The following is a 17004-nucleotide window of genomic DNA, read 5'->3' as shown; positions in this document are numbered from 1 at the left end:
CTGACAGTCGACTCTACCCGGACGCCTCTCCCTCCGGCTGGCTTACAGCCAGTCGGTGATGCCTTCGCGGCGGTACACCTCGGCGAACGCAGGGCGCGCCTTCATCGACGTGGCATGCGCCTTCAGTACCGGCCAGGTGTCGCTGGGTTTGGGCATGTTGCGCGACCAGCGCATCAGCATCACCAGCATGTAATCGACCACGCAGGGCGTGGCGCCCAGCAGGTACGGACCCTGTGACTGCAGGTGCGCGGCGACATGCTGCCAGGCCGCTTCAAGACGCCGACGTGCCATCTCGCGGCTGGCCTCGACGTTCGCCTCGCCCGCCACCTCGTTCGGATAGAACCAGGCACGGTAGGCCGGCTGCAGCGTATTGGCGCACCAGAACATCCAGCGATAGGCATCGGCGCGCTGCGGTGTGCCTACTGCGGGCAGCAGGCCGGCGTCCGGATGGCGATCGGCCAGATACAGCGCGATGGCCGCCGCTTCAGTCAGTACCAGGCCATCGATCAGCAGTGTCGGCACCACACCGGCCGGATTGAGCGCCAAGTACTGCGCCGACTTGTGCTCGCGCGTGTCGAAATCCAGCAGCACCAGTTCATGCTCGATGCCCAGCTCGATCAGCAGCCAGTGCACGACCAGGGCGGCGGTACTGGTCGAACCATACAGCGTGGTGCTCATGCGGAAGATCCTGTGCAGATGGATCAGCCGATTATGCGCCCACGCGCGCGCTCGTTGCTCAGCCGCACCTGCTCATGCAGGAATCCCGGCGTTCGCCACAGGACATCATCGGCGCGCGCATCGTGCAGTCATGCGTCTTCAGTTCGCAGGCACGGCGCAGGTCCGGGTTGTCCACGTCCTTGCAGCGCTTGTCCGGCGCCGGCACCACCTGCTGCTCGCAATTGCTCTGGCGGCTGCCGAGGGAGTCATTCTGCGCCATGCAGCTGCGATAGCCAGCCTGGCACTGCACGCGGCATTGCGCCGATGCAGGGAAATCCGCGCCTTCGTACGACGCCGGGGTACTGCAGCCGGCCAGGGCCAGCAGCACGCCCACCACGATGAATCGATGCAGGGCCATGGACACGTCCTGTGCGAAGGTGCGCCGCCCGTAGCAGAACAACGGCTACAGGCGCGTTAATCCTTCTGCCAACACAACAACGGCGCCACACAGGCGCCGTTGTCTGGCCCGGGGTGGAAGGCTTACTCCACCACCACCGGAATCTTGCCGATGCGGGCCTGCCATTCGCGCGGGCCGGTCTTGTGCACCGACTCGCCGGTGGAATCGACCGCCACGGTCACCGGCATGTCCTGCACGGTGAACTCGTAGATCGCTTCCATGCCCAGGTCAGCGAAACCGACCACCTTGGCCGCCTTGATCGCCTTGGACACCAGGTAGGCCGAACCGCCGACCGCCATCAGGTAGGCCGACTTGTTGTCACGGATCGCTTCGATCGCCGCCGGGCCGCGCTCGGCCTTGCCGACCATGCCCAGCAGGCCGGTCTGCTCCAGCACCTGGCGGGTGAACTTGTCCATGCGGGTCGCCGTGGTCGGGCCGGCCGGGCCCACCACCTCGTCGCGCACCGGATCGACCGGACCGACGTAGTAGATGAAGCGGCCCTTCAGATCGACCGGCAGCTCCTCGCCCTTGTTGAGCATGTCGACCATGCGCTTGTGCGCGGCGTCGCGGCCGGTCAGCAGCTTGCCGTTGAGCAGCAGGGTCTGGCCCGGCTTCCAGCTGGCCACATCTTCCGGGGTGATCGTATCCAGGTCCACGCGGGTGCCCTTGGACGAATCGTAGGTCAGCTTCGGCCAGTCTTCCAGCGACGGCGGGTCCAGCATCACCGGGCCGCTGCCATCCAGCGTGAAATGCGCATGGCGGGTCGCAGCGCAGTTCGGAATCATCGCCACCGGCAGGTTGGCCGCGTGGGTCGGGTAGTCGTTGATCTTGATGTCGAGCACGGTGGTCAGGCCGCCCAGGCCCTGCGCGCCAATGCCCAGTGCGTTGACCTTCTCGTACAGCTCCAGGCGCAGCTCTTCGATGCGGTTGGACGCACCACGGGCCTGCAGCTCGGTGATGTCGATCGGCTCCATCAGCGCTTCCTTGGCCAGCAGCATCGCCTTCTCGGCGGTACCACCGATGCCGATGCCGAGCATGCCCGGCGGGCACCAGCCGGCGCCCATGGTCGGCACGGTCTTCAGCACCCAGTCGACGATGGAGTCGGACGGGTTGAGCATGGCGAACTTGGTCTTGGCTTCCGAACCACCACCCTTGGCGGCGACGATGACGTCGACGGTGTTGCCCGGCACCACCTTCACGTTGACCACGCCCGGGGTGTTGTCCCTGGTGTTGATGCGCTTGCCGGCCGGATCAGCCAGCACCGAAGCGCGCAGCTTGTTGTCCGGGTGCATGTAGGCGCGGCGAACGCCTTCATTGGCCATGTCTTCCACGCCCATGGTGGCGTCATCCCAACGCACGTCCATGCCGATTTCCAGGAACACGGTGACGATGCCGGTGTCCTGGCAGATCGGACGGTGGCCTTCGGCGCACATCCGCGAATTGATCAGGATCTGCGCCATCGCTTCCTTCGCGGCCGGCGACTCCTCGCGCTCGTAGGCGGCGGCAAGGTTCTTGATGTAGTCGACCGGGTGGTAGTACGAGATGTACTGCAGCGCGTCGGCGATGGACTGGATGAGGTCTTCCTGCTTGATCGATGTCACGACTTGCTCGCTTGCTGGAGGCTGGCGGGGGTAATCCCACCATTTTACCCCCTCCCCCGGCCGCAGGGTGGTAGTGCCGGCCGCTGGCCGGCAATATCCGCGCAAGCCCTCTGTCACGCCACGCGCCACTGCGGCGTCCTTGCCCACATGAACGCCGAAACCGCCTTCCAGACCCACCGCCCGCGCCTGATGGCCCTGGCCTACCGCCTGCTCGGCAGCCGCGCCGATGCCGAAGACGTGGTCCAGGATGCCTGGCTGCGCTGGTCCGGCGCCGATCCGGCCGGCGTCCGCGATGCCGAGGCCTGGCTGGTCACCACCACTACCCGGCTCGGCCTGGACCGGCTGCGCGCGGCCAAGCGCGAGCGCGTGCACTACGTTGGCCCGTGGCTGGCCGAGCCGCTGGCGGTCACGCTGGAGCCCGACCCCGCGCCCGGCCCCGCCCAGCTGCACGCGCTGGCCGACGATGTCTCGGTCGCCTTCCTGACCCTGCTTGAGCAGCTGGGCCCCGAAGAACGCGCCGCGTTCCTGCTGAAGGAGGCCTTTGATCACGATTACCGCGAGATCGCCGACCTGCTCGGCCACAGCGAGGCAAACTGCCGGCAGCTGGTGCACCGCGCGCGGCAGCGCCTGCAGGCCGGGCGGCCGCGCTTCAACGCCGACGCCAGCCAGCACCGGCAGTTGCTGGCGCGCTTCATGGATGCCTCGCAACGTGGCGACAGCGAGGCGATCCAGGCCCTGCTGCACGCCAACGCGCTGCTGGTTTCCGACGGCGGTGGCGTGGTTACTGCGGCGGTGCGGCCCCTGCTGGGCGCCGAACGCATCGGACGTCTGTTCTGGGCCATCGCCCGCCGTGGCGCGGCGCATCCGGCGCAGCTGGGCTACGTCAACGGCGAGCCTGCGATCCTGCGCTTCCAGGGCGATCGCCTGCACTCGATCACCACCATCGAAGTGGTCGATGGCCGTATTGCCAATGTGTACAGCGTGCTGAATCCGCAGAAGCTGCCGGATGCTGTCACGCGCGGCGACGGTACGGCGTCCTGGTAGTGAAAGGCGGCCGCCGTGGCCGCCGTGGAGCCGAAAATGTCCGACCACGCCTCTCCCCGCGTCCCTTACACCCGCCTGGCCGCCGAGGCCTTCAAGGGCCTGCTGGCTACCAGCAAGGCGGTGCATGACAGTTCGATCGACCCGACCCTGATGGAACTGCTGTTCCTGCGTGTGTCGCAGCTCAACGGCTGCGGCTACTGCATGGACATGCACGGCACCGCGCTGCGCAAGGGCGGCATCGAGCCGCGCAAGCTGGACACCCTGCCCGCGTGGCACGAAAGCCGCTTCTTCGATGCGCGCGAACGCGCGGCGCTGGGCTGGGCCGAGGCGCTGACCCGGCTGACCGACGGCGCGCCGTCGCAGGCGGCGTTCGATGCACTGGCACCGCACTTCGATGAGAAGGGCATCAGCGACCTGAGCATGGGCATTGCGGTGATCAATGCCTGGAACCGGCTGGGTGCAGGGCTGCTGCCGCCGCTGCCGTAAAGGGGTCTGGCCGGGCGGGTCAGGTTCCTGCAACGGTTGGTAGGTGTCGACCTTGGTCGACACGGTAGAGCCACGCCATGCGTGGATGCGGCAGGGTCGGATCCCTTCGCCACGCGAAGGGCTCTGACCCGATCCGGGCTGATGGGGTCAGAGCCCTTTGCGCCGCAAAGGGATCTGACCCCGGCGCGGCCACACGCCTGCACTGACCCCATCTGCACGCGTCCGGCGCGCACAATACGCGCATGCCTGCTTCCCCCACCGCTGGCGCTGCCGCCGCGAAGAAACCCAGCCTGCGCCAGCGCTTCAGGGCGATGCGCAACCTGCCGCCGTTCCTGCGCATGGTCTGGCAGACCAGCCCCGCGCTCACCCTGGCCAGCCTGGGGCTGCGCCTGATCCGTGCGCTGCTGCCGGTGGCGATGCTCTACGTCGGCAAGCTGATCATCGACAGCGCCCTGCACCTGAGCCAGCACGATGCCGGTTTCCCGCCGCTGGGCGAGGCACTGTCCAGTGGTGTGCTGAATCCGCTGCTGGGCCTGCTGGCGCTGGAACTCGGCCTGGCCATCGCCTCGGATCTGCTCGGCCGCCTGGTCAGCTACGCCGATGCCCTGCTCTCGGAACTGTTCGCCAACGTCACCAGCATCCGGCTGATGGAACACGCCGCAACGCTGGACCTGGAGGACTTCGAAGACCCGGACCTGCAGGACAAGCTGGACCGTGCGCGGCGCCAGACCATGGGCCGGATGAACCTGATGAGCCAGCTGTTCGGCCAGGTGCAGGATGCGATCACCGTGGCCAGCCTCGCCGTCGGCCTGCTGGTCTACGCGCCGTGGCTGATCCTGCTGCTGGCGCTGGCGCTGGTGCCGGCCTTCATCGGCGAATCGCACTTCAACGCGGCCGGCTACAGCCTCAACTTCCAGTGGACGCCCGAGCGCCGCCAGCTCGACTACCTGCGCCAGCTCGGTGCAAGCGTGGAAACGGCCAAGGAAGTGAAGATCTACAACCTGCACCGCTTCCTGGTGGAACGCTACCGGCGGCTGTCGGTGGCGCTGTTCCAGGCCAACCGCGCCCTGGCCCGGCGCCGCGCGTTCTGGGGCACGCTGCTGGCCGCGCTGGGCACGCTGGGTTACTACACCGCCTATGCCTACATTGCCTGGCGCACGGTGCGCGGCGACTTCTCGATCGGCGACCTGACCTTCCTCGCCGGCAGCTTCCTGCGCCTGCGCCAGCTGCTGGAAGGGCTGCTGATCGGGTTCTCGCAGGTGGCCAGCCAGGCGCTGTACCTGGATGACCTGTTCTCGTTCTTCCAGATCCAGCCGGAAATCCACTCGCGCGAAGGTGCCGTGCGCGTGCCGCAGCCGATCCAGCAGGGCTTCGTGTTCGAGAACGTCGGCTTCCGCTATCCCGATGCCGAGCAATGGGCGGTGCGCCACCTTGATTTCCAGCTGCAGGCCGGCGAAGTGCTGGCCCTGGTCGGCGAGAACGGCGCCGGCAAAACCACGCTGGTGAAACTGCTGGCGCGGCTGTACGAACCGGACGAAGGCCGCATCCTGCTCGATGGTCGCGACCTGCGCGACTACGATCTGGACGACCTGCGCGCCAACCTCGGGGTGATCTTCCAGGACTTCGTGCGCTACAACCTCAGCGCCGGCGAGAACATCGGCGTCGGCCAGGTCGAGGCGATGGACGACCAGGCGCGCATCGCCGACGCCGCGCGGCGCGGCATGGCCGAGGAAGTGATCGACGACCTGCCCGGCGGCTACGACCAGTTGATCGGCCGCCGCTTCAAGCAGGGCGTGGACCTGTCCGGTGGCCAGTGGCAGAAGATCGCCATTGCCCGCGCATGGATGCGCAATGCGCAGGTGATGATCCTGGATGAGCCAACCGCAGCGCTGGATGCGCGCAGTGAGTTCGAAGTGTTCCAGCGGTTCAGGGAGCTGGCGGATAATCGTACCGCAGTGCTGATTTCCCACCGTTTCTCTTCGGTACGCATGGCCGATCGCATCCTGGTGCTGGCCGATGGCCGCATCGAGGCCAGCGGCACCCATGAGCAGCTGATGGCCCAAGGAGGGCGGTACGCCGAGCTGTTCGAGCTGCAGGCAGCGGGTTACCGCTGAGAACGCCTCTCGTTCCGCCTAATGAGAACCTGTCTCATTTGAGATAGAATCACCCCCGACGACTTCCGATAGATACGCCCATGTCCTCCGCTTTCGGCGCCGAAACGGTGCTTGAGGTCCGCCACTGGACCGACGCCTACTTCAGCTTCACCCTTACCCGCGACAGCGGTTTCCGCTTCGAGAACGGCCAGTTCGTGATGATCGGCCTGGAAACCGAAGCGCGGCCGCTGCTGCGCGCCTATTCCATCGCCAGCGCCAACTGGGAAGAGCACCTGGAGTTCTTCAGCATCAAGGTGCAGGACGGCCCGCTGACCTCGCGCCTGCAGCACATCAAGCCGGGCGACAAGGTGCTGGTCGGCAAGAAGCCCACCGGCACCCTGCTGATCAGCGACCTGCACCCCGGCAAGAACCTGTACCTGCTGGGCACCGGCACCGGCATGGCGCCGTGGTTGTCGGTCATCAAGGACCCGGAAACCTACGAGCGTTTCGAGAAGGTGATCCTGTGCCACGGCGTACGCTACGAAAAGGATCTCGCCTACCGCGAGTATTTCGAGAAGGAACTGCGTGAGCACGAGTTCCTCGGCGAGATGATCGGCGACAAGCTGCTGTACTACCCGGCCGTCACCCGCGAGCCGTTCGCCAACCAGGGCCGCCTGACCTCGCTGATGGAAAGCGGTGAAATGCAGCGCACCCTCGGCCTGCCGGAACTGAGCCCGGAGAACGACCGCGCGATGATCTGCGGCAGCCCGCAGATGCTGGCCGACCTGCGCAGCGTGCTTGACGCGCGCGGCTTCCAGGTCTCGCCGCGTATCGGCCAGCCGGGCCACTACGTGTTCGAACGCGCGTTCGTCGAGAAATAAGGCATTGCAGCTGTAGAGCCGGGCCCATGCTCGGCTTGAATGGCGCCGGGCCTGCGCCCGGCCCACCCGGGCGTGGCCATCGCGGGGCCGAGGGGATTCGCGCGCTTCCCGCAATTGCGTATGCTCCGAGCCCGGCGGGCAGTGAGCCCGTCCCTACCTGGAACAACGATGATCAGGATGCTTCGTCGTGTATTGGTATTGGCCGTCGCACTGCTGGCGGCAAGTGGGGTCGCCACCGCTGCGCCCGTCGACCCGGCTTCGCGCCCGCGCCCGAACGAAGTACCTCCGCAAATCCTGGGCAAGGATCGCGATGGCAACCTGGTCGATCTCGGCACCCAGCGAGGCAAAGTGGTCATCGTGACATTCTGGGCGTCCTGGTGTGGCCCGTGCCGCAAGGAACTGCCCATGCTGGGCAACCTGCAGCGGGTGGTCGGGCGCGACGCACTGCAGGTGTATGCGGTCAATTTCAAGGAACCGCGTCGCGACTTCATCAGCGTGATACGCAACCGCAATGCGCCGGTACTGGACTACATTCACGACGCCAAGGGCGAGGTCAGCGACCAGTACGGCATCCAGACCATCCCGCACATGTTCATCATCGGACAGGACGGCCGGATTGCCCATATCCACCGCGGCTACTCCGAAGAAAGCCTGCCCAAGGTGATTGACGCCATCCTGGCCCAACTCCCTGAAGAGGTGCGTAACCGTCCGCCGCAGGGCTGATCCGTCCTCAAGCAGGAGAACACGCCCGCATGCTCAGGACTGCAACGCCTTCTCGACATCCCCGCGCAGGCTTTGCGGCTTGTCGGTAGGTGCATAGCGCCCCAGCACCTGCCCCTGACGTCCGATCAGGAACTTGCTGAAGTTCCATTTGATCGCGCTCAGGCCCAGCAGCCCGGTCTTCTCGGCCTTCAGCCACTTCCACAGCGGATGCGCGCCGTCACCGTTGACCTCGATTTTCTCCGAGAGCGGGAAGTCCACTGCATAGGTCAGCGAGCAGAAACTCCGGATCTCCTCGGCATTGCCTGGTTCCTGGTGACCGAACTGGTCACAGGGGAAGCCGATCACCACCAGGCCTCTCGGGCCGTACTCGCGCCACAGCGCCTCAAGCCCCTCGTACTGCGGGGTGAAACCACACTTGCTGGCCACATTGACCAGCAGCAGCGCCTTGCCGCGGTACCGCTCCAAGGCCTGCGGCTGGCCGTCCAGGTCGTTGAAGCTGAAATCGTAGGCGGTGGTCATGGAAGTGGGCCCGGAAAGACGACACCCGCATGGTACCGGGGTAGCCACGTCCCTGGCAGCCATCCATGGGCTGGCTCCACCGCCGCTGGCATTGCCAGCATGCCTTTTGACACAAGTGCAGGCGCGGCCGGCCGGGTTACCCTCGGGCCCTTGTTTGCCTTACCGGAGTTCCTACCTTGACCACTCGCCTTGCCCTTGCCGTGGCCATGTCCCTCGGCCTTGCCCTGCCCGCCTTCTCGGCCGGCGCCGCCACCCCGGCCGCCAGCACCGCCGCCCAGCAGGCCAACCCGTTCTTCGCCGAAAGCCCGCTGCCGCTGCACTTCCCGCAGTTCGACAAGATCAAGGACAGCGACTTCGCCCCGGCCTTCGACGCCGGCATGGCGCAGCAGCTGAAGGAAGTAGAGGCCATCGCCAGCAACAAGGCCAAGCCGACCTTCGACAACACCATCATCGCCCTGGAAAAGAGCGGTGACATCCTCGACCGCGCGACCACCGTGTTCTTCAGCCTGGTGGGCGCCGATACCAACGACACCCGCAAGAAGCTGCAGGCCGACTACTCGGCGAAGTTCGCCGCGCACAGCGATGCGATCGCGCTGAACGGCAAGCTGTTCGCCCGCATCCAGGCGCTGTACGACACCCGCAGCCAGCTGGGCCTGGACGCCGAGGGCGTGCGCCTGGTCGAGAAGTACTACGACAACTACGTGCGCGCAGGCGCCAAGCTGTCCGAGGCCGACAAGGCCAAGCTGAAGGAGATGAACGCCGAGCTGGCCAACCTGGGCACCAGGTTCAGCCAGAACGTGCAGTCGGAAGTGAACGCTTCGGCGATCACCGTCGACGACGTCAAGGAACTGGACGGCCTGTCCAAGGAGCAGATCGCCGCCGCTGCCGAAGCCGCCAAGGCCCGCGGCCAGGACGGCAAGTACGTGATCACCCTGCTCAACACCACCGGCCAGCCGCCGCTGACCAACCTGGCCAACCGCGCCCTGCGCCAGAAGATCTACGAAGCATCGGTCAGCCGCGGCAGCCGCGGCGGTGAGTTCGACAACACCGCGCTGGTCTCGCGCATCATGCAGCTGCGTGCCGACAAGGCCAAGCTGATGGGCTTCCCGAACTTCGCCGCCTACAACCTGACCAACCAGACCGCCAAGACCCCGGAAGCGGTCAACGCAATGCTGGGCAAGCTGGCTCCGGCCGCCGTGGCCAACGCCAAGCGCGAAGCCGCCGACCTGCAGGCGATGATCGACAAGGAACAGAAGGCCGCGCGCAAGCCGACCTTCCAGCTGGAACCGTGGGACTGGGCCTTCTACAGCGAGAAGGTGCGCCAGGCCAAGTACAACTTCGACGAGTCGCAGCTGAAGCCGTACTTCGAAATGAAGAACGTACTGGAGAACGGCGTGTTCTACGCCGCCGGCCAGGAATTCGGCCTGACCTTCAAGCAGCGCACCGACCTGCCGGTCTACCACGATGACGTCACCGTCTACGACGTGTTCGACGCCGACGGCAGCCAGCTGGCGATCTTCATCTTCGACCCGTATGCACGCGCCTCCAAGCGCGGTGGTGCGTGGATGAACTCCTACGTTTCGCAGTCCAAGCTGACCGGCTTCAAGCCGGTGGTCGCCAACCACCTGAACATCCCGAAGCCGCCGGCCGGCCAGCCGACTCTGCTGACCTGGGACGAGGTGAACACCACCTTCCACGAGTTCGGCCACGCCCTGCACGGCATGTTCTCCAACGTGAAGTACCCGTACTTCTCGGGCACCTCGGTGCCGCGTGACTTCGTCGAGTTCCCCTCGCAGGTCAACGAGATGTGGTCGGACAACCCGGTCATCCTGAAGAACTACGCCAAGCACTACCAGAATGGTTCGGCGATGCCGCAGGCGCTGCTGGACAAGGTGCTGGCCGCTGCCAAGTTCAACCAGGGCTTCGCCACCACCGAGTACCTGGGTGCGGCCATGCTGGACCAGCGCTGGCACCAGATCGGCGCCGACCAGGTGCCGGCCGCCAAGGACGTGATGGCCTTCGAGCGCGCCGCACTGGAGAAGGACGGCATCTACTACGCGCCGGTTCCGCCGCGCTACAAGACCCCGTACTTCAGCCACATCATGGGCGGCTACTCGGCCGGCTACTACGCCTACATCTGGTCGGAAGTGCTCGACGCCAACACCCAGAAGTGGTTCAAGGACAACGGTGGCCTGAGCCGCAAGAACGGCGACCACTTCCGCGCCACCCTGCTGTCCAAGGGCGGCAGCGTGGATGCGATGCAGCTGTTCCGCGATTTCGCCGGCCACGAGCCGCAGATCGAGCCGCTGCTGGAAAAGCGTGGCCTGACCGGCGCCGGCAACTGATCGCCCGCGCGGTAGCGTGAAACGAGAACCGCCCGGGAGACCGGGCGGTTTTTTCGTTGCGCCATCCACGCATGGCGTGGATCTACGGGTGGCTGCCGACCGTTGGCCGGCACGATCCTTCCGGGCCATGAACCCCGGCATCGTCCATCCACGCATGGCGTGGATCTACTGGCTGTCAACGCGGCGCCACGTACCCACCCGGCACACCCTCCGGCGACAGCACCAGCTGCCACAGCTGCGCGTGCCGGCAACGGAAGGTGGCCATCGACCCGGCCAGGTAGAAGCGCCACATGCGCCGGAAATGCTCGTCGTAACCGGCGTCGAGCTGCGGCCAGGCCGCTTCCACGTTGCGCCGCCACGCCTGCAGGGTCAGGTCGTAGTCGGTGCCGAAGTTGTGCCAGTCCTCCAGCACGAAGCGCCCTTCGAACGCCCTGGTGATCTGCACCGCCGACGGCAGCATCGAATTGGGGAAGATGTAGCGCGCGATCCACGGATCGGTACGATGCCGCGAGATGTTGGTACCGATGGTGTGCAGCAGCAGCAACCCGCGCGACGACAGGCAGCGCCGGGCCACCTCGAAGAAGCTGGCGTAGTTCTTGTCGCCGACATGCTCGAACATGCCGATCGAGAAGATCGCATCGAACGGCTCATCCAGTTCGCGATAGTCCTGCAGGCGGATCTCGATCGGCAGGCCGGCACACAGTTCGCGGGCGAACTCGGCCTGTTCCTGCGAAATGGTCACGCCGACGCCACTCACACCGTAGCGCTCGGCGGCGAATTTCAGGGCTTCGCCCCAACCGCAGCCGATGTCCAGCACGCGCTGCCCCGGGCGCAGGCCCAGCTTGCGACAGACCAGGTCCAGCTTGGCCTCCTGCGCGGCATCGAGATCACCGGCATTGCGCCAATAGCCGCAGCTGTACACCAGGCGTTGGCCGAGCATGGCCTGGTACAGATCATTGCCGAGATCGTAATGGCGGCGGCCGACCTCGTAGCTGCCCTGCCCGGCCTGCAGGTTGAACAGCCGCGCCTTCAGCGCGTCTGCCACTTCGCGCCAGCCGTGCACCCGTTCGTCCAGGTGCGCCCGCATCAGGTGGACGAGGAATTCATCCAGGACGTTGGCATCCCACCAACCCTCCATGTAGCTCTCGCCGAGGCCCAGCGAGCCGTGGCCCATGACCCGCGCGAAGAAGCGCGGGTCATGCACCTGGATGTCCTGTGGCTGGGTACCGCCGATGCGGACCCCGGCTTCCTGCAGCAGGCCGGCGACCCGCTCCTGCAACCCTGTATCCACGCCACCTCCTCGACTGCGGTCAACCGCGTGCGAACAGCTCCACGTAGTCCTTGGCCACGTGCGGCAACAGCACCGCCGCCGGTACATCGGCGGTCTGGGTGCCGTCCGAGTATGGACCCACCTGGTACGGCGGGAACACAAAGCGCAGTGCGGTGATCTGCCCCTTGTCGTTGGTCAGGGGCTGGAACTGGCTGAAATTGTCGGCCTGCGGGCCGGTACCGTCGGCGATCATGCGCGATGCGTTGCGCAGCGATTCCTGCAGTTGGGCCGGGTCCATGTCCTCGCCGCTGAGGCGGGTAGCCACGCGTTCGCGCAACTGGTCGGCGACGAAATCGCTGATCGCCTTCCAGCCCTTGGCATCGGCCACCAGCTTTTCGGCGCTGAGCATCTGCTGATGCTGCGGCAGCCATACAAAGCGGGCCACCAGCGGCTCGCCGTGGGCGCCACCGGTGTAGCGGCTGCCATCGGCACTGACCACCACCAGCTGCGGGGTTTCCAGCAGCTTCTCGAAACTCAGCGACAGCTCGTACGGCATGGTCGGCTTGTCGTTGCCAAGCCCGTCCAGCGCCTGCTGCAGGTCGCTGCGCGCGCTGGTGGCATAGTCCTGCAGCGCGCGCGCCAGGCCCGGGTAACGGTCAATGCCGGCCGGGTAGCTGATGCCCACCACTTCGCGTTCGTTGTTCTCGATCACGTCGCGCAGGTCCAGCGGCGCCTCCGTGGCCGGCGTCTCACCCGCAGCGGTGGCCTCGGCGGCGGGGGCCGCATCGGTCGCCGGAGCCGGCTCGCTCTCGCGCTGGCAACCGGCCAGCAACAGCACGCCCACCACGCCGGCCAGCACGCTGCCGCGCAATGGCCGGTTGTTTCCAATCTTCATCGGGATCCCCTGTTCATGTTTGTACATCATCGCCTGCCGTGGCTGAAGCGTGGCCCGCTGGCATTCAGCCAACGAGCAGGTCGTGGTACTCCTCGTGCCGCTGCAGGAAGGCCTCGGCGTAGGAGCACGCCGGCACCACCTTGTACTTCTGCTCGCGGGCAAAACGCAGCGCCACGCGGGTCAGCTCACCGGCGATGCCTCGGCCGGCAATCGGCTCGGGCACTTCGGTGTGGGTGATGACCATGCGCCTGCGTTTGATCTGGTAATCGAGCACCGCCAGCTGTCCGCGCACACGGGCGGTGAAGCGATGGTTGGCCAGGTCGTGTTCGACCTCGTAGGCCAGACCGGGGGGCGTGACCGAAGCCATGGAACTGTCTCCTGCGGCGACTGCGTGGATGGTGCGCAGCCGGGCGCCATGATCGCGTGAAGCCTGAACAGGGGCAAGTCCAATCCATTCACGTCAGTTTCCGACCCTCAAGCTGGAGGGAGGACGGCCGCTATCGCCTATGGAGGGGTACGGCCAGGCTGGCACGGCCCTTGCGACCGTTGACCATGCGCATCACCGCGGAGGCCCCGATGCACCCCAGCGATTCCCATTCCGACACCGACCGCGCCCTGCTGGAGGGCCTGCTGCAGCTGGCGGTGGAAGGGCAGACCGAAGACCAGGATTTCCAGCGCATCGGCGAGGAAGTGTTCGCCCGCCTGCTGGACACCTACGGCCAGCAGACCGCGGCCTGAGCCTGCCGGGGCGGATCGCTGCCGATCCGCCCCGCTCCCGCCATCAACCGCCGCCGAGGCGGAAGGTCGGGTTGGAGAGTTCGCGCAGGAAGTGGGTGAAGATGCTCGGCTGCATGGCCAGCATGAAGATCACGCCAAATGCCGCACCGGCCAGGTGCGCGCTGTGGTTGATGCGATCACCACCGCGCTTGTCCATCCAGATGCTGTAGCCCACGTAGAACGCGGCATAGACGATCGCTGGCGCCGGGATGAAGAACACCAGGATGATCGACCACGGCTTGATCAGGATGAAGGCGAACAGCACCGCCGACACCGCCCCGGACGCGCCGAGGCTGAGGTAGTTCGGGTTCTTCTGGTTCTTCAGGTAGCTGGGCAGGATCGAGACCAGCAGCGCACCGATGTAGAACGCCGGGTAGGTCAGGTAGCTGCCGGTCAGCTGCACCATCACGCTCTCGATGAATCCCCCGAAGAAGAACAGGGTGATCATGTTGAAGATCAGGTGCGACCAGTCTGCGTGGATGAAGCCATAGGTCACCAACCGGTCGTATTGGCGGTGACGGTCGATGGCCGGCGGCCACAGGATCAGGCGGTCGGCCAGCTTGCGGTTGTTGAACGCCATCCACGACAGGATGGCGGTGATGGCGATCAACAGCAGATTGACGGGGGTCATGTCAGGCTCAGGCGCTACGGTAGTTGTCGACCATACGATAGCGTTTCGCGTACCAACCGAAGGCCAACGCCGCGACGAAGGCGAAACCGGCGAAGAAGAACATCAGGAATGCCGCCTCGCTCAGGCCCGTACTGGCGATCTTGTGGGTGACGGCATCGTTGCGCACGGCAGCGTTCGACAGCAGCACCCACAGGTTGCCGATGGTGGTGGTCAGGTTCCAGAAGCTCATCACCACGCCCTTCATCGCCTGCGGCGCCTGGCTGTAGGCGAACTCCAGGCCGGTGGCCGAGACCAGCACCTCACCGAAGGTCAGCAGCGCGTACGGCAGCATCTGCCAGAAGATCGACATGGCGTTGCCACCGTCCATCACCACCTGGATGCCGCCGACGACGATCCAGGCCAGGCCGCTGAAGGCGATACCGGCGGTCATGCGGCGCAGCGCGGTCGGCTCGAAGCCGAAGCGGCGCAGGGCCGGGTACAGCACCAGGTTGTTGAACGGGATAAGGATCATCACCAGCAGCGGATTCAGCGCCTGCATCTGCGAGGCGGTGAACCAGCTCGGCATCTGCATCTGCTGGCCCTGCAGCACCCAGGTCGAGGCCTTCTGGTCGAACAGCGAGAAGAACGGCGTGGTCAGGGCGAAGATCACCAGCACGCGCAGCACCGAGCGCACACCTTCAACCGCTTCGGCCGGATGCTGGCCACGGGCGCGATCCAGCTGCAGCCAGGTGCCACCGCCGATACCGGCAAGGATCGATACCAGCGCCAGGCACAGGCAGATGACGATGCCCAGCGAGCCAACCAGGCCGAACGAGGCCACTGCCAGCACCAGGCCGAGCACGGCGATCACCAGGCCCGGACGGCCCTGGCCGGCCACGCGCGTGGTCAGTGCGGTACGCACCACGTTGGCGAACGAATGCGGATCCTTCGGCGGCAGCGGCACCAGCACGTAGCGCTTGCGGCCCAGCCAGAACACGAAGGTGGCGATGAACATCAGGATGCCCGGGATGCCGAACGCCCACTGCGGGCCCCAGTTCTTCAACACCAGCGGGATCAGCAGCGAGGCGAACAGCGAGCCGAAGTTGATGATCCAGTAGAAGGCGTCGAAGACGATCTTGGCCAGGTGCTTGTTGCTCTGGTCGAACTGGTCGCCCATGAACGAGGCCACCAGTGGCTTGATGCCACCGGCACCGAGCGCGATCAGGCCCAGGCCGAGGAAGAAGCCCTCGCGGCTGTTCTCGAACAGCGCCAGGCACAGGTGGCCGGCACAGTAGACCAGGCTGAACCAGAGGATGGTGTGGTACTTGCCGAAGAACCTGTCGGCCAGCCAGCCACCGAGCAGCGGGAAGAAATACACGCCGATCATGAAGCTGTGCATGATGTCCTTGGCTTCACCGGCACGGCCTTCCGCAGTGATTTCCTGCAGCAGCAGCGAGGTGATCAGGAACTGCACCAGGATGTTGCGCATCCCGTAGAAACTGAACCGCTCGCAGGCCTCATTGCCGATGATGTACGGGATCTGGCGCGGCATCTTTCCCTGGCCGGCGATGGGGGCAACTGCGTCGTGGCTCATCCTGTAAGGCATTCCTGCAAAGCGAAAGGCGCAAGGTTACCGGAACCGGGGCTTGCGAAGCACGCTGCAGGGCTGCATGACAACGGTGCCAATCCATGGCAGGCAGCGACACTACATGCCGGAAGTCACGGCACCTGCACGACAAAAGCGTAAACTTATCGTTATGCGCCCCCTCGCCCACGCCCGTCTCCTGCTCGGAAGCCTCGTGCTGGTGCTGGCGTTGCAGGCCCAGGCGCGGCCGCAGGCACCGGCCTCTGCCGCCAATGAGGGCGAGGCGCGCCAGCTGACGGTGGCCGCCCTGGAACTACCCAGCCGCGATGACGCGCAGTGGAAGCAGCGCCGCGAGCAGGTGGCGCAGCTGCTCACCGACCTGCAGCCGGACGTGATCTCGGTGCAGCAGGTGCTGCAGCAGCAAGGCCGCAATCCGGCCTGCTGGCTGGCAAGCCGGCTGCGCTACAGCTGCGACTTCGTTACCGCAGACCCGCCCAGCCAGCCGCTGCGGCATGGCAACGCCATGCTGACCCGGCTGCCGGTCAGCGAGGATGGCGTGACCCTGCTGCACCCGCCCGGTACCTTCAGCGCTGCCGGCATGATGCGGCTGAAGCTGGGCGAGGCGCTGGTCAACATCTATGTGGCGCGGCTGCGCCCGGATCCGGATGAAACCACCGCCCGCCAGCACCAGACCAGCGACCTGATGACCTGGATCGGCGCTACTGCCGAGGGCATGCCCAGCCTGATCGCGGGTGATTTCTCCGCCAACACCGTGGAACTGGTACGCAGTACCCCCGGCTTCCAGCCGGCCCGGCGCAACCCGGGCGGCCGCCCCGAGCCCCCGGCGGCCAGCGGCGGCGGCGCCAGTGGTCATGGCCTGGACGTGCTGTTCCAGGTCAAGCACTTCGGCGGCATCCGCCAGCAGCCGATCCTGCTGCCCGCCGACGGCGATCTGCCCGGCCTGCGCCTGGGCGTGATGGCCACCCTGCGCCTGCAGGGCGAAACGGCCACCGCGGAATAGGTAGTGCCGGCCGCTGGCCGGCAATCGTGTGGTACCCGAG

At 66.1% G+C, this 17004-nt stretch carries 17 protein-coding genes; 8 read left to right on the top strand and 9 right to left on the bottom strand.

Features of this window, described 5'->3' with window-relative positions; all coding sequences use genetic code 11:
• Positions 1–42: 42 nt before the first annotated feature.
• The 3 genes from D7T59_RS13975 to D7T59_RS13965 all read right to left on the bottom strand — a co-directional run bounded on the left by D7T59_RS13975 (position 43) and on the right by D7T59_RS13965 (position 2715).
• On the bottom strand, positions 43–678 hold the full coding sequence (locus tag D7T59_RS13975; protein WP_164135985.1) for a glutathione S-transferase family protein: 636 nt from the start codon (positions 676–678) through the stop codon (positions 43–45).
• Between the two features lie 58 nt (positions 679–736).
• Entirely contained in the window at positions 737–1075 is a 339-nt protein-coding gene (locus D7T59_RS13970; protein ID WP_164135984.1) for a hypothetical protein, read from the bottom strand.
• Positions 1076–1197: 122 nt separating this feature from the next.
• Positions 1198–2715, bottom strand: a complete 1518-nt coding sequence (locus D7T59_RS13965) for a fumarate hydratase (protein ID WP_049434851.1) — start codon at positions 2713–2715, stop codon at positions 1198–1200.
• 147 nt (positions 2716–2862) lie between these two features.
• On the opposite strand from D7T59_RS13965, the gene D7T59_RS13960 reads away from it, so the two are divergent.
• The 5 genes from D7T59_RS13960 to D7T59_RS13940 all read left to right on the top strand — a co-directional run bounded on the left by D7T59_RS13960 (position 2863) and on the right by D7T59_RS13940 (position 7942).
• Positions 2863–3759, top strand: coding sequence for an RNA polymerase sigma-70 factor (locus D7T59_RS13960; protein ID WP_180851752.1), 897 nt, complete (start codon positions 2863–2865; stop codon positions 3757–3759).
• Positions 3760–3795: 36 nt separating this feature from the next.
• Positions 3796–4245 carry a carboxymuconolactone decarboxylase family protein gene (locus D7T59_RS13955; protein WP_053509636.1) on the top strand — a complete coding sequence of 150 codons (450 nt, stop codon included), beginning with the start codon at positions 3796–3798 and terminating at the stop codon, positions 4243–4245.
• 242 nt (positions 4246–4487) lie between these two features.
• On the top strand, positions 4488–6359 hold the full coding sequence (locus tag D7T59_RS13950) for an ABC transporter ATP-binding protein (protein ID WP_180851754.1): 1872 nt from the start codon (positions 4488–4490) through the stop codon (positions 6357–6359).
• Between the two features lie 80 nt (positions 6360–6439).
• A complete protein-coding gene (locus tag D7T59_RS13945) occupies positions 6440–7219 on the top strand; it encodes a ferredoxin--NADP reductase (protein ID WP_164135981.1) in 780 nt (259 codons plus the stop codon).
• A 168-nt stretch (positions 7220–7387) separates the two neighbouring features.
• Positions 7388–7942: a TlpA disulfide reductase family protein gene (locus tag D7T59_RS13940; protein ID WP_164135980.1), complete on the top strand. Its 555-nt coding sequence runs from the start codon at positions 7388–7390 to the stop codon at positions 7940–7942.
• Positions 7943–7975: 33 nt separating this feature from the next.
• Here D7T59_RS13940 and D7T59_RS13935 read toward each other — a convergent pair whose 3' ends face one another.
• The gene (locus D7T59_RS13935) at positions 7976–8461 is read right to left on the bottom strand and encodes a glutathione peroxidase (protein WP_180851756.1); all 486 of its coding nucleotides are present in this window, start codon (positions 8459–8461) and stop codon (positions 7976–7978) included.
• A 176-nt stretch (positions 8462–8637) separates the two neighbouring features.
• Between D7T59_RS13935 and D7T59_RS13930 the strand changes: the two genes are divergently transcribed.
• Positions 8638–10806, top strand: a complete 2169-nt coding sequence (locus D7T59_RS13930) for a M3 family metallopeptidase (protein ID WP_180851758.1) — start codon at positions 8638–8640, stop codon at positions 10804–10806.
• Between the two features lie 175 nt (positions 10807–10981).
• Here the strand turns inward: D7T59_RS13930 and cfa are convergent, their stop codons facing one another.
• From cfa to D7T59_RS13915, 3 genes are read right to left on the bottom strand one after another with little or no spacing between them, the layout of a single operon-like run.
• Positions 10982–12097, bottom strand: coding sequence for a cyclopropane fatty acyl phospholipid synthase (cfa, locus tag D7T59_RS13925; protein ID WP_164135976.1), 1116 nt, complete (start codon positions 12095–12097; stop codon positions 10982–10984).
• A gap of 19 nt (positions 12098–12116) precedes the next feature.
• A complete protein-coding gene (locus D7T59_RS13920) occupies positions 12117–12998 on the bottom strand; it encodes a DUF3298 and DUF4163 domain-containing protein (RefSeq protein ID WP_180851760.1) in 882 nt (293 codons plus the stop codon).
• A 37-nt stretch (positions 12999–13035) separates the two neighbouring features.
• Complete coding sequence (locus D7T59_RS13915) at positions 13036–13338, bottom strand: GNAT family N-acetyltransferase (protein WP_006455911.1); 303 nt, start codon at positions 13336–13338, stop codon at positions 13036–13038.
• Between the two features lie 209 nt (positions 13339–13547).
• On the opposite strand from D7T59_RS13915, the gene D7T59_RS13910 reads away from it, so the two are divergent.
• A complete protein-coding gene (locus D7T59_RS13910) occupies positions 13548–13709 on the top strand; it encodes a hypothetical protein (protein WP_180851762.1) in 162 nt (53 codons plus the stop codon).
• 43 nt (positions 13710–13752) lie between these two features.
• On the opposite strand, the gene D7T59_RS13905 is transcribed toward D7T59_RS13910, so the two are convergent.
• Together D7T59_RS13905 and D7T59_RS13900 are read right to left on the bottom strand one after the other, a co-directional pair.
• Positions 13753–14379 (bottom strand): rhomboid family intramembrane serine protease, encoded by a 627-nt coding sequence (locus tag D7T59_RS13905; RefSeq protein WP_010486760.1) that lies wholly within the window; start codon positions 14377–14379, stop codon positions 13753–13755.
• Between the two features lie 7 nt (positions 14380–14386).
• Positions 14387–15952 (bottom strand): POT-type proton-dependent oligopeptide transporter, encoded by a 1566-nt coding sequence (locus D7T59_RS13900; protein WP_032129657.1) that lies wholly within the window; start codon positions 15950–15952, stop codon positions 14387–14389.
• A 163-nt stretch (positions 15953–16115) separates the two neighbouring features.
• Here D7T59_RS13900 and D7T59_RS13895 point away from each other — a divergent pair, with 163 nt between their 5' ends.
• Positions 16116–16964, top strand: a complete 849-nt coding sequence (locus D7T59_RS13895; protein ID WP_180851764.1) for an endonuclease/exonuclease/phosphatase family protein — start codon at positions 16116–16118, stop codon at positions 16962–16964.
• Positions 16965–17004 lie beyond the last annotated feature (40 nt).

Source organism: Stenotrophomonas maltophilia (assembly GCF_013464915.1).
Classification (GTDB): Bacteria; Pseudomonadota; Gammaproteobacteria; order Xanthomonadales; family Xanthomonadaceae; genus Stenotrophomonas; species Stenotrophomonas maltophilia_AT.
Note: the sequence above shows the minus strand (reverse complement) of the source record. Positions and strands in the feature narration are given on the sequence as shown.